This is a genomic window from Bacteroides pyogenes DSM 20611 = JCM 6294 (assembly GCF_000428105.1).
GTDB classification, from domain to species: domain Bacteria; phylum Bacteroidota; class Bacteroidia; order Bacteroidales; family Bacteroidaceae; genus Bacteroides; species Bacteroides pyogenes.
On record NZ_ATZH01000014.1, the window covers coordinates 1 to 13,615 of the forward strand.

The following is a 13,615-nucleotide window of genomic DNA, read 5'->3' on the forward strand; positions in this document are numbered from 1 at the left end:
CAGGCAGCGATAACCGGAGTCGTGAAAGAGAATCATTATCAGCATAACTTCTGCTTTGGACATAGTGGAGGAACGATGATACTTTCTCTTGTGAACCAGCCTTATAGTATATTTTGCCATCATGGCATCAAAAAACTTGCAGAAATCGTCTGCCATACAAAATATTTCAATAACTTTGTCTTCGGTGATCATAGCGATTTTTGTTTGTAATCCTTTGTTTTTTAGTACTATAAAGTTACAACAAATTTCGCTAATCACCAAATTTATAAGCACTTACAATTCGTCGAACTCACGTTAAAGTTACAACAAATTTATCAAATCTTTTAAAGACCGGATATGATAAGTAGGATGAAAAGGAAATTCCGTACGCCCCGTAACATTATAAAAAACTTGATGCATCCCTACGCCCTTGGCCCCGGTAATATCGGCTTCCCAACTGTCGCCTATCATCAACGAATCGCGCAATCCTGATTGAGTGGCGGATAAAGCAAAATGAAAAATCTCCGGCCAAGGTTTCATCACTCCCAAATCTTCGGACAAGATAAGTTTTTTAAAATAACCGTCTACTCCCGACGCACACATCTTACGCCATTGCAACTCTCGAAATCCGTTCGAAAGTATATACAGATTGTATCGTGGCGCCAAATACTCCAGCACTTCTTTCGCATGGGGCATTAAGCCGCTTTTGGTGGGAATGATTGAAAAGAAATCGGCAGAATACCGTTTCGCCAACGCCTCATCATGAATTCCTACAGATTGCAAGGGATAAAAGAAACGCATGCTGTTGAGCTCGTCTTTGCTAATCTTGCCTTCTCCGTATTCGCTCCAGAGCTCCACATTCTTTTGTTCATAAAGGGTGTAAAAATGGTCGAACGAATCGAAGAAACGGTCAAAATGATTTGCGCAATATACTTCTTCGAAAGTGTCGCGCGCGTTCTTGGAAAAAGCCCAGATGGTGTCGTCCAGATCAAAAAATATGTTTTTATATCTCACGTAAATAATGAATAAATAGAATAGCCGGTGTGCAAATTCAGAGGCATCGGCACATCGGCTATTCAGTTACAAGAAATAGTCTTCGTTTATTTCACCAAAATAACCAAGTATTTGGATACGCTCCAGAAATCGGCAGCTTCTTTGATTTTAAAAGTCAACTGTCCTTTATCGTCTTTCACAAATTCATAAGAACCTGCGGGGTGATTGGTCAGCAACTCCGCGCGCTTCGAATAAAGCTTGATTTCTTTTGTTGTACGGATGTCTATTTGAGTAAAATAATCTTTATTGAAATCCGCGCTCTTCAACACGTCTCCGCTTTTCAGAATCTTCTGGTCTTTCAGCTCTGATTTCGTACCGAACACAAACCAAGCAGTGTTCAGACTCTTGTCTTGCTCGGCGACAGTCTTGGATTTTGCTTCGTTTTCCGAAGTTAAAGCTTCTTTGGCAGCCGACAAATCGCTGACAGCCGCATCCAATTCTTGAATACGAATGTTCTTGGAAGCCAGCTCAACCTGAAGTTCTTCAATGCGTTGCTGCTTGGTATTCAGCTCGGCAGTCAACGATTCTACCGCTTTTTTCAGTTGGGTAGAGCTGTATTTGCTGTTCTTGAGTTGCGACTGCAATTTCTCAATCTGAGCCTTATTCTCTTCCATCTGTTTAGTGATAAACTCGATATCGGCAGCAATCTTCTGCTTTGCGCTTGCCGAATTCTCGGTAATGGTGCCACGCTGCAAATCCACACGGCTTTCGGCAGCGTTGATCTTACGGAACCCTTCCTGAATTTCATTGAAAGTTCCCATCATATCATCCAGTTCCGCATTACGCTGTGTCAATTCCAATAAAAGAGAGTCATTTTGGGCCTTCAAACCTTTTCCGCCCTTTAATCCGTCGCACGAAGCCAACATGGCCCCGCATACAAATAAAACTACTAACTTTTTCATACATTTAATTTTTTAAATAAAGTTATTTTTAAATGTCTATTCCTGCTAATACTATCACAATTTCTCCTCGCGGTTCGATAGCGGTAAAGTGTTCTACCAATTCACCCAAAGTTCCACGAACTGTCTCTTCATGAAGTTTGGATATCTCCCGCGAAACCGAAGCCGGGCGTTCAGCGCCGAAACATTCGACAAATTGGTTCAATGTCTTCAGCAAGCGATGCGGTGATTCATAAAAGACCATCGTACGCTTTTCATCGGCCAAAGCTTTCAAACGAGTTTGCCGCCCTTTTTTCTGAGGTAGAAAACCTTCGAAACAAAACTTTTCATTCGGCAATCCCGACGATACCAACGCCGGAACAAAAGCCGTCGCTCCGGGAAGGCACTGTACTTCGATTCCGTTGCGGACACATTCGCGAACAACCAAAAAGCCCGGATCGGAAATTCCCGGCGTACCCGCGTCCGAAATCAAAGCCACCGTTTCACCCGCCTTTATTCTATTAACAACACTCTCCACCGTCTTATGTTCATTAAACTTGTGGTGAGATTGCATGGAATTCTTTATTTCAAAATGCTTCAGCAAAACTCCCGAAGTACGCGTATCTTCGGCTAAAATCAAATCGGCCTCTTTCAAAACCTTGATGGCACGAAAGGTCATATCTTCCAAATTTCCTACCGGTGTAGGCACTACATACAATTTTCCCATACCTTTCGATTATGCCGGTTGATTAAAATATTTTTTCAGCAACTCCAAGAAATCGTTCATCGCTTCGTTTTCCTCCCCTTCTTCCAACTTTGCTTTCGATGAAAGAAAAGCAACGGCGGCATGATAAGAATTCATGGCTGAAATCTGTTCGACCACACGATTCATCAGTTCGTTGTCTCCTCCGAAAATCTCGCGCGAGAAACGAAAAGAATCATTCAAGCTGATGGAACGTCTCAAGTCGACAGCAGGTAGAATGCTGTCCCCCAACACGGAGTTGCGATTCAAAGCCTCCCCTTCTTTCACCATCTGCGCTGTTTCGGCTTCAAGTTCGCAAGATACGGAGAGCGGATTATCCGCCACATAAGCAGCTACCGACTCTTTAGTATCCGAAGCAACTTCTCCGCAATCGGCATTCAACTCTTTCAACAATTCGTCCAGCCTTCCACGCATCTGCAACACATTCCGCGCCATCAGTTCGCGAAAAACCGTGGTAGGTGTTTTCGAAAAAGAATCTGCAAGGCATTTAAGCTCCTGAACATCCAGTTCTATATCTGTCAACAACTGTCGTTTCATCCTCTTTTCTCTGAATTATCATGCGAATGTATGAATAAATTAGTCAAAACCTTTAAAACATCCCAATTATTTAACGGTTCTTAAACTACTACACAGTTTAAAAACCATATTGAAAATGAGGGGAAAGCAAACAAATGCAACGGTTTAACGCAGAGTTTTCCACAGAGTTGCAGCCAATAAACCCAAACGAAGCCAACGCCTTTTCCATAATTAATGCATCATTTGCCAATCCATATTCATTCCATAGAACGAAAAATACCCGGATAAAAACATTAAACCACACAAGAAGAAACTGTTTCATCGGCAGAAACACTTTGTTTCATCAGCAGAAACACTTTGTTTCATCGGCAGAAACACTTTGTTTCATCGGCAAGAACACGTTGTTTCATCAGCAAGAAACACTTTATAGCCAACCGTTTTCAGAGAAAGACATATTAAAGAATAAAAAAACATTGTCCGGCTAATGAATAAAATTCGCAAGGTTTATATACCTTTGTACTTAAATATAAAAAGAAAAACATACAAGAACATAATGGTAGTATATTCAGAAGACCACACGCAAGAAACCCGAAGAAGAGGAAGAATTGAAGTTATCTGCGGCTCGATGTTTTCCGGCAAAACAGAAGAACTCATCCGCCGAATGAAACGCGCCAAATTTGCCCGCCAACGGGTGGAAATATTCAAACCGGCCATCGACACCCGTTATTCCGAAGAAGATGTAGTGTCTCACGACAGCCACTCCATCGCCTGCACTCCGATCGACTCCTCCGCCAGTATTCTGCTGTTCACCTCTGAAATAGAAGTCGTGGGTATCGATGAGGCACAATTCTTTGATGAAGGATTGATCGACGTGTGCAAACAATTGGCCGACAACGGAGTAAGAGTCATTGTTGCCGGACTGGACATGGATTTTAAAGGAAATCCTTTCGGACCTATGCCTCAACTCTGCGCCATTGCCGATGAAGTTTCCAAAGTACATGCCATCTGTGTGAAATGCGGAGAACTGGCATCTTTCTCACATCGTACGGTCAAAAGCGACAAGCAGGTTCTCCTTGGTGAAACCGCCGAATACGAACCTTTGTGCCGAGTATGTTATTTACGCGCGCTCGAACAGGACGACTCAAATAAATAAAGAATTTAATTCCATATTTAACATGAAGAGGAAAAAGATCACATTCGACACGTTTATACGAAGCTCCATCACCATAGTCCTCATTATCGGTCTGCTAATACTCGTAAAACGATTGAGCGGCGTATTGCTGCCTTTCTTCATAGCATGGCTCATCGCCTATATGATATACCCTCTGGTGAAATTCTTTCAATACAAACTACGCCTAAGGAGCCGTGTTCTTTCCATTTTCTGTAGTCTGTTTCTTCTCACCCTTATCGGAGTGGTGTTTTTTTACCTGCTGGTTCCTCCCATCATTTCTGAAATGGGAAGAATGAACGAGCTGATAATGACATATATTACCAACGGAGCAGGCAGCAATATACCTCAAAACCTCTCTGAATTCATCCGCGAATATGTAGATCTCGAATCGCTCAACCGCATATTAAGCGAGGAAAAACTCTTAATTGCCATTCAGGAGGCAGTTCCCAAACTATGGAGTTTAGTAGCCGAATCGGTCAACATCCTGTTCAGCGTCTTCACTTTCTTTATCATCCTGCTATACATCGTATTCATTCTGTTGGATTACGAATCGATAGCCGAAGGATGGCTGCATCTGCTCCCCAATAAATATCGCAAATTTGCGTCCAACCTCGTCCGCGATGTACAAGACGCCATGAACAGATATTTCCGCGGCCAAGCTTTGGTCGCTTTCTGTGTGGGAATTCTTTTCAGTATTGGCTTCCTGATCATCGATTTTCCCATGGCCATCGCTTTGGGGCTTTTTATCGGAGTGCTCAACATGGTGCCATACCTGCAGATCATCGGCTTCCTCCCTACGCTTCTTTTAGCCATTCTGAAGGCGGCCGACACCGGACAAAACTTTTGGGTCATCATTGCAAGCGCAATAGCCGTTTTTGCAGTAGTGCAAACCATACAAGACACGCTCCTGGTACCCAAAATCATGGGAAAGATTACCGGGCTCAATCCGGCCATCATTCTCCTATCCTTGTCCATTTGGGGATCATTAATGGGAATGCTGGGGCTGATCATCGCCCTTCCTCTCACTACGCTCATGCTCTCGTATTACCAACGTTTTATTATCAACAGAGAAAAGATGATAAAACAAGACTGCGTAGAACCAACTGATAATCAAGAAGCAAATTAAAACGGTTGAAAAAAGTTTGCATCTTTTTCGACAAAACACTTGCAGATTAAATAAAAGTAACTACCTTTGCACCCGCAATCAGGAAATAACCGATTCGCAAAAAGGATTGATTCGCTAGCTCAGCAGGTAGAGCACAACACTTTTAATGTTGGGGTCCTGGGTTCGAGCCCCAGGCGGATCACGAAAAACAAACGCAAAACAAAGAAAGAGGGTATGCCGAAATGCACGCCCTCTTTCTTTATGTACAAAGCCCGGACTTTCGCAAGCCAAGGCTTTGTTAGGACCTAAAATAAATTAGAACTAAAGTAAACCCATAACAATGGATTGCCGCGGATCATGAAAATAAAAGAAATCTCCAATAGTCGCTTGTATTATCGGAGATTTCTTTCATCATACTGCGAATTGGATCAAAGAGCGGCGCCGGAATCCACAACCCGCTTTAAAAGATCATGAAGTTCCCGAAGAATATCCGGATGTTTTTCCGCCAAATTCGTTTCTTCGTAAATATCTTTGCTCAGATTATAAAGTTGTGGAACGTTTAAATAACCGGTTTCAATCTTCGGTCCCCATGGAATCATTTTCGGTCCGTCACTTGGCTCTATGTACTTCCAATCTTTTGTACGCACGGACAATGTATGATTAGCGGCTTGTTCGATCACCCAAGAACGCCCTATCCCATCTTTTCCCATCCAAGCGTCCAGATAATCTCTGCTATCGGGAGCCGCTCCTTTCGGAAGTTTGGCACCGATCAAACTCCCCAAGGAAGAGAACCAATCAATTTGCGAAACCAATGCATCCGAAACATGCGCTTCTTTCATGACTTTAGGCCAGCTTGCAATGGCTGGGATACGAGTTCCTGCCTCAAATGCGCTGTATTTACCTCCACGTAAAGGTCCGGCGGGTTTATGCCCTTTTAGCAGTTCTTCAGAACGATCGGCATATCCGTCGTCGGTAACGGGCCCGTTATCGCTGGAAAGAATGATAAGCGTATTCTTTGTCAGCCCCAATCGATCCAAAGCAGCCATGATTTGACCTACACTCCAGTCGAACTGGGCGATAGCATCGCCGCGAAGCCCCATAGGGTTCTTTCCTCGAAAACGTTCGTGCGGGAAACGGGGCACATGCACATCGTTTGTTGCAAAGTACATGAAAAAAGGTTTATCTTTGTTTTGTTCAATAAACGCAACAGCATGCGACGTGATGGAGTCGGCAATGTTTTCATCCTTCCACAATGCTTTTCCGCCGCCTTTCATATAACCGATCCGGCCGATGCCATTCACAATGGCCATATCATGTCCATGGCTCGACTTCAGGTTAAATAACAATTCCGGATGATCTTTCGCCAAAGGTTCTCCGTCGAAAGGTCGTTTATAACTAACCTCAATCGGGGCTTCCGGATCGTAATTGGCTACTTTCCCGTTTTCGATAAAGACGCAAGGCACACGATCGGCGGTAGCTGCCATAATGTAGGAATAGTCAAAACCCAAATCTCCTAAAGCGGTAGCCAACGGCGCATTCCAATCTTGTTCTCCTGTCTTATCTCCAAGACCTAAATGCCACTTTCCAATAGCAGCCGTAGCATAGCCGGCATTTTTAAACATATCCGCTATCGTATAACGCTCGGGACGTATAATCAAACCTGCGTTTCCGGCAGCAACATCTGTCCCGGGTTGCCTCCATGCATATTCACCCGTAAGCATGGAATATCGTGAAGGAGTGCTTGTTGCAGCCGTAGCATAAGCGTTTGTAAAGCGAACCCCTGCGGCCGCCAACCGATTTACATTCGGTGTTTCCACATTTTTAGCGCCATAACACTCCAAATCTCCGTATCCTAAATCGTCTGCATAAATAAAGATAACATTCGGTAAATCAGCTTCACCTTCACCATTTGACGACGCAAAACGATAATCCACATGTTGAGCGCTTACAGATACACTCGCCAATGGAGAAAAAGCTGTAAGTAAAAAAATCTTTTTCATATTATGTTTTTCATTTTAATTTTCTGACTTACACGATAAAAAGAGAGCGATTCTTTATCGAAAAGCAAAAGTAATAATTTGCCATATATAACAGGAAGAAAAAATAAATAAATCATCAAAAATACCAATTATTTGTTCACAAAGCAGCCCGTTTCGTTAAAAATAAACAAAAAGGTTGGCATACGGGTAGGGAGTAAGAGCAATCTCGTGTATTTAAAATAAATTCGCATACGATATCAAAGTTCTAAAACACAAAAACAACTATAATTTATAAACCTTTTAAAACCGAAAAACATTATGCGCAAAATTATTACGATTTTAATCGTTACTGCAACTTTGTTCGGAATCCAAAACGGATATGCACAGAAAACAAAAAGTGACTTCTCTCCTATTCGGATAGAAACTCCCGAACGACCTGCCGGACAAAAAGATGTTCTCCAACTTACTACCCCCAAAATGGAAACGGTTCGTGTAGGATTCATCGGACTCGGCATGCGTGGTCCCGGAGCAGTGGAACGTTTCACACATATTCCCGGCACCCAAGTGGTAGCCCTTTGCGACATTTATCCCGAACGTGTGGAAAAAGCTCAAAAATATTTAGTTAAAGCCGGTCTTCCCAAAGCAGCCGAATATTCCGGTAGCGAAGATGCCTGGAAGAAATTGTGCGAACGGACTGACATCGACCTTGTATATATAGTAACCGACTGGAAAAATCACGCAGAAATGGGAGTTTATGCAATGGAGCAAGGCAAGCATGTAGCCATCGAGGTTCCGGCAGCCATGACTTTGGATGAAATATGGAAGTTGATCAATACTTCGGAAAGAACCCGTAAGCATTGCATGCAGCTGGAGAATTGCGTATACGACTTTTTTGAACTGACCACACTAAACATGGCTCATCAAGGAGTATTCGGAGAAATTCTGCATGCCGAAGGAGCTTATATCCATAATCTGGAAGATTTCTGGGGGCATTACTGGAACAATTGGCGCATGGATTATAACCGTAAATTTCGTGGAGACGTATATGCCACACATGGCATGGGGCCTGCTTGCCAACTGCTCGACATTCACCGCGGAGACCGTATGAAGACTCTTGTGTCCATGGACACAAAAGCCGTTAACGGTCCGGCATATATCAAAAACAAAACCGGAGAAGAGGTAAAAGACTTCCAGAACGGCGACCAAACCACCACAATGATACGTACGGAAAAAGGAAAGACTATGCTGATTCAGCACAATGTGATGACGCCTCGCCCTTACAGCCGTATGTATCAAGCAGTAGGAACTGATGGATTCGCTGACAAATATCCGATGGAGATGTATTGTCTTCGTCCGACTCAGGTAGATTCGGATATAGCACCCGACCACGAGAAACTGAACGCGCACGGTCCTGTAACAGAAGAAGTGAAAAAAGCTCTGATGGAAAAATACAAACACCCGATTCACCGTGAATTGGAAGAAACTGCCAAGAAAGTAGGTGGACACGGAGGAATGGACTATATAATGGATTACCGTTTAATATACTGTTTACGGAACGGATTGCCATTGGACATGGACGTATACGATTTAGCCGAATGGTGTTGCATGGCAGAGCTCAGCCGTATCTCTATCGAAAACGGTTCCGCTCCGGTAGAAGTACCTGATTTCACCCGCGGAGGATGGGAAAGAATCAAAGGATATAGACACGCCTTTGCTAATTAAGAACTTTTAAACATAGCCAACACAGATTGCCCGAATATTTTTACTTCTTTTGTAAAGATATTCGGATGATCTGTGTTTAGTGTGTGAAAATCTTATTAATCTTTATCGTCGGGGCGGCATAATAGTATGAAAACATACATCGGCAAAACCTCTAAGCAAGTTGTGTACAGGGAGGCTAAGGATTATATAACCATTGCTTTCGGGATGGTTTTGTATAGTATAGGATGGGTATTGTTCCTTCTCCCCAATGACATTACTACCGGTGGTGTACCCGGTATTGCTTCCATCATTTATTTTGCCACCGGCTCTCCTGTGCAATACAGCTACTTCGGCATCAATTTTTTCCTTTTAATTCTGGCTCTAAAAATATTAGGCTTCAAGTTCAGCATTAAAACAATCTTTGCGGTATTCACGCTGACTTTTTTTGTTTCAGTGATACAGGAAGTAACCAAAGGAACGCAGTTGCTCCAGAGTCAACCTTTCATGGCGTGTGTTTTAGGCGCATCTTTTTGCGGAGCCGGGGTAGGAACAGCCTTTTCGGCTAATGGGAGCACGGGAGGAACAGACATTATTGCGGCCATTATACATAAATATCGGGAAATAACACTCGGAAGGGTTATATTATTGTGCGATCTGGTAATTATCTCTTCCAGTTATTTCGTTTTAAAAGACTGGGAAAAGGTTGTATATGGATTTGTCACCCTTTATATTTGCAGTTTCGTAATAGACCAAGTGGTAAACAGTTCCCGACAGTCGGTTCAGTTTTTTATTATCAGCAACCAATGGGAAGAAATTGCCCGACATATAAATGAATATCCCAAGCGGGGAGTTACAATCATCAACGCAACCGGTTTCTACTCGGGTAAAGAACAAAAGATGATGTTCGTGCTGGCACGAAAACGAGAATCGGCAACGATTTTCAGACTAATAAAAGACATCGACCCACACGCCTTTGTATCACAAAGTGCCGTTATCGGTGTCTACGGTGAAGGATTCGACCGTATAAAAGTAAAGTAACAACCACCATAAATAAATAACATGAGAAAGAACATCTATCATGCCATCTTCGGCATACTGCTCTTCGGAAGTCTCACACTTCTTCCCCATGCTGCATACGCGCAGGCAGACAAAACACAAACGCCTTATTGGAAAGATGTACAAGTAGTAGCTGTCAATAAAGAATATCCGCGAACAGCATTCATGACATACGATAACCGGACAGACGCTCTTTCCGGCAGATACGAAAAGAGTAATTACTACAAGTTGCTTAACGGCACATGGAAATTCTATTATGCAGACAGCTACAAAGATCTCCCGGCCGGCATTACCGAAGCAAACACAAGTACAGCGAATTGGAATGACATAAAGGTTCCCGGAAACTGGGAAGTGCAAGGATACGGGACGGCTATTTACACCAATCACGGATATGAATTCCGCCCGAGGAACCCGCAGCCTCCCGCATTGCCGGAAGCGAATCCGGTAGGCGTTTACCGCCGTGATATCGAAATTCCTTCCGATTGGATGGATCGGGATATCTATCTGCATTTATCAGGAGCCAAATCGGGAGTATATGTATATATCAACGGAAAAGAAGCAGGATACAGCGAAGATTCGAAAAATCCCGCAGAGTTCCTGATCAATAAGTATGTCACGGCAGGAAAGAACGTACTGACACTGAAAATATTCCGTTGGAGTACAGGATCTTACTTGGAATGTCAGGACTTCTGGCGCATCAGCGGTATCGAACGGGATGTATATATATACTCTCAACCGAAAGCTTCAATCAAAGACTTCCGCGTCAAATCTACTTTGGACGACAGTTATCAAACAGGTGTCTTCTCGTTGGACATAGATTTACGCAACCGCCGGACGGATGCAAGTAATCTGACGGTAATTTACGAACTGCTAAACGCACAGGGAAAAGCCGTTTCTACCGAAGAAAAGGCGATGAACGTTCCCGCAGGCGAAGTGCGTACAGTCTCTTTCGGCAAAGAAATTCCCGAAGTACTCACATGGACTTCGGAACATCCGAATTTGTACAAGCTGATGATGACCATCAAAGAAAACGGCAGGGTAAGCGAAATCGTGCCTTTCAATGTAGGATTCCGCCGCATAGAAATTAAACCGATTGAACAAAAAGCAGCCAACGGTAAACCCTACGTTTGTCTGTTCATCAACGGGCAGCCTCTAAAATTAAAAGGGGTCAACGTACACGAACATAATCCGGAGACAGGACATTACGTGCCGGAGGAACTAATGAGACGTGACTTTGAATTGATGAAACAACACAATCTGAACACCGTTCGCTTGTGCCATTATCCGCAAGACCGCCGTTTCTATGAACTTTGCGATGAATACGGTTTGTATGTTTACGACGAAGCCAACATCGAAAGCCATGGAATGTATTACGATCTTCGCAAAGGCGGCACATTGGGCAACAATCCGGAATGGCTGAAAGCGCACATGGACCGCACGATCAACATGTTCGAACGCAATAAAAACTATCCTTCCGTGACATTCTGGTCGTTAGGAAACGAAGCAGGCAACGGATACAATTTCTATCAGACTTATATATGGGTGAAAGAAGCCGACAAGAATCTCATGAACCGCCCCGTGAACTACGAGCGCGCCCAATGGGAATGGAACTCGGATATGTATGTTCCCCAATACCCCGGAGCGGCTTGGCTTGAAAGCATAGGCAGAAACGGAAGCGACCGTCCGATAGTTCCATCCGAATATGCGCATGCCATGGGCAATTCTACCGGTAATATCTGGGGGCAATGGCAGGCGATTTATAAATACCCGAACCTGCAGGGCGGATATATCTGGGACTGGGTAGACCAGGGTATTCTGCAAAAAGACAAGAACGGAAGAGAGTATTGGGCTTACGGAGGCGATTTCGGAGTGAATGCTCCGAGCGACGGAAACTTCCTTTGCAACGGAATAGTAAACCCCGACCGTACTCCGCACCCTGCCATGGCTGAAGTGAAATATGTGCATCAGAATGTTGCCTTTGAAGCTATCGATGCCGGAAAGGGAGTATTCAGAATCACCAACCGATTCTATTTTACGAATCTGAATAAATACCGGATACACTACAACATATCGGCGAATGGAAAAACCGTTCGTAACGGAAAAGCCACACTGAACATCGCTCCTCAAACTTCGCAGGAGTTTACCGTACCGGTAAGCAATATGAAGGCGAAAGCAGGAACCGAATACTTTGTAAACTTCAGCGTTGTCACAGTAGAGCCGGAACCGTTGATTCCTGCAGGATTTGAAATCGCTTACGACCAATTCCGCCTACCTATTAACGCCGCAAAGACCGCTTACAAAACAGGAGGTCCCACGTTGAAAACCAATGTAGACGGTGACAATTTTGTTGTTTCTTCATCGAAAGTCAACTTTACATTTAACAAGAAGAGCGGATTGGTAACTTCGTACCGAGTAGACGGAACGGAATATTTTAAAGACGGATTCGGCATCCAGCCCAACTTCTGGCGCGGACCGACGGATAACGACTATGGCAACGGAACCCCGAAACGCCTGCAAGTATGGAAACAATCGAGCAAAAACTTCAGGGTGACAGACGTGCAAATGAGTACGGAAGACAAAGCCGTATTATTGAAAGCTACGTATCTCTTGACCGCAGGAAACCTGTATAACATAACTTATAAGATTTATCCGAACGGAGTGGTCAATGTAAAGGTGCAGTTTACTTCCACCGATATGCTCGCTGCTGAAACAGCTGTTTCGGAAGCCACCCGCACGGCAACATTCACTCCGGGCAACGAAGAGGCACGAAAAGCCACATCGAAGCTGGAAGTTCCGCGTATCGGCGTTCGTTTCCGCCTGCCGGCTTCCATGAATCAGGTGGAATATTTTGGACGCGGACCGGAAGAGAATTACATCGACCGCAACCACGGAACACTGGTGGGTATTTATAAAACAACGGCAGACCGGATGTACTTCAACTATGTACGTCCTCAGGAAAATGGCCACCGCACAGACACGCGTTGGCTGACTTTAAGCCAGGCAAAGGGCGGAGGGCTTGCCGTTGTAGCCGACAGTATCATCGGCTTTAACGCCCTGCGCAATTCCATTGAAGATTTTGATTCGGAGGAGGCTCTTCCACATCCTTACCAATGGAACAACTTTACCCCCGCAGAAATAGCCAACCGCAATGAAGAAGCTGCACGCAACGTGATGAGAAGAATGCATCACACCAACGACATCATACCGAGAGACTTCGTAGAAGTATGTGTCGACATGAAGCAACAAGGCGTAGGCGGATACGACAGTTGGGGATCACGTCCGGAACCGATGTATCAGATTCCCGCCAACCGCGAATACAACTGGGGATTCACGTTAATGCCCGTACGCTCTTCAGCACAGGCAAACGAAGCAATTAAATATAATTACTAACCACTTTTAAAATATAAAGAAAAC

General features: G+C 44.1%; 10 protein-coding genes, 1 tRNA gene and 1 pseudogene. 6 read left to right on the forward strand and 6 right to left on the reverse strand.

Annotation, left to right across the window (positions count from 1 at the left end; genetic code table 11):
* The 5 genes and pseudogenes from C234_RS17875 to C234_RS0104540 form a co-directional block, all read right to left on the reverse strand.
* Positions 1-192 (reverse strand): annotated as a pseudogene (locus C234_RS17875) (IS982 family transposase); the annotation flags it as partial.
* A 108-nt stretch (positions 193-300) separates the two neighbouring features.
* A complete protein-coding gene (locus tag C234_RS0104525; RefSeq protein ID WP_021645663.1) occupies positions 301-993 on the reverse strand; it encodes a YjjG family noncanonical pyrimidine nucleotidase in 693 nt (230 codons plus the stop codon).
* 86 nt (positions 994-1,079) lie between these two features.
* Positions 1,080-1,934, reverse strand: coding sequence for a Cbp1 family collagen-binding glycoprotein adhesin (locus C234_RS0104530; RefSeq protein ID WP_027324806.1), 855 nt, complete (start codon positions 1,932-1,934; stop codon positions 1,080-1,082).
* Between the two features lie 28 nt (positions 1,935-1,962).
* Positions 1,963-2,637, reverse strand: coding sequence for a 16S rRNA (cytidine(1402)-2'-O)-methyltransferase (rsmI, locus tag C234_RS0104535; RefSeq protein WP_027324807.1), 675 nt, complete (start codon positions 2,635-2,637; stop codon positions 1,963-1,965).
* A gap of 9 nt (positions 2,638-2,646) precedes the next feature.
* On the reverse strand, positions 2,647-3,210 hold the full coding sequence (locus C234_RS0104540) for a hypothetical protein (RefSeq protein ID WP_027324808.1): 564 nt from the start codon (positions 3,208-3,210) through the stop codon (positions 2,647-2,649).
* Between the two features lie 532 nt (positions 3,211-3,742).
* On the opposite strand from C234_RS0104540, the gene C234_RS0104550 reads away from it, so the two are divergent.
* The 3 genes from C234_RS0104550 (at position 3,743) to C234_RS0104560 (ending at position 5,667) form a co-directional block, all read left to right on the forward strand.
* The gene (locus tag C234_RS0104550) at positions 3,743-4,342 is read left to right on the forward strand and encodes a thymidine kinase (RefSeq protein WP_027324810.1); all 600 of its coding nucleotides are present in this window, start codon (positions 3,743-3,745) and stop codon (positions 4,340-4,342) included.
* A gap of 22 nt (positions 4,343-4,364) precedes the next feature.
* The gene (locus C234_RS0104555) at positions 4,365-5,486 is read left to right on the forward strand and encodes an AI-2E family transporter (RefSeq protein WP_027324811.1); all 1,122 of its coding nucleotides are present in this window, start codon (positions 4,365-4,367) and stop codon (positions 5,484-5,486) included.
* A gap of 108 nt (positions 5,487-5,594) precedes the next feature.
* Positions 5,595-5,667: transfer RNA gene (locus tag C234_RS0104560), tRNA-Lys, on the forward strand.
* Positions 5,668-5,893: 226 nt separating this feature from the next.
* Here the strand turns inward: C234_RS0104560 and C234_RS0104565 are convergent.
* Entirely contained in the window at positions 5,894-7,465 is a 1,572-nt protein-coding gene (locus C234_RS0104565; protein WP_027324812.1) for a sulfatase family protein, read from the reverse strand.
* A gap of 297 nt (positions 7,466-7,762) precedes the next feature.
* Here C234_RS0104565 and C234_RS0104575 point away from each other — a divergent pair, with 297 nt between their 5' ends.
* The 3 genes from C234_RS0104575 (at position 7,763) to C234_RS0104585 (ending at position 13,591) form a co-directional block, all read left to right on the forward strand.
* The gene (locus tag C234_RS0104575; RefSeq protein ID WP_027324813.1) at positions 7,763-9,166 is read left to right on the forward strand and encodes a Gfo/Idh/MocA family protein; all 1,404 of its coding nucleotides are present in this window, start codon (positions 7,763-7,765) and stop codon (positions 9,164-9,166) included.
* Between the two features lie 126 nt (positions 9,167-9,292).
* On the forward strand, positions 9,293-10,183 hold the full coding sequence (locus C234_RS0104580) for a YitT family protein (RefSeq protein ID WP_027324814.1): 891 nt from the start codon (positions 9,293-9,295) through the stop codon (positions 10,181-10,183).
* Between the two features lie 21 nt (positions 10,184-10,204).
* A complete protein-coding gene (locus C234_RS0104585; RefSeq protein WP_027324815.1) occupies positions 10,205-13,591 on the forward strand; it encodes a glycoside hydrolase family 2 TIM barrel-domain containing protein in 3,387 nt (1,128 codons plus the stop codon).
* Positions 13,592-13,615: the final 24 nt, after the last annotated feature.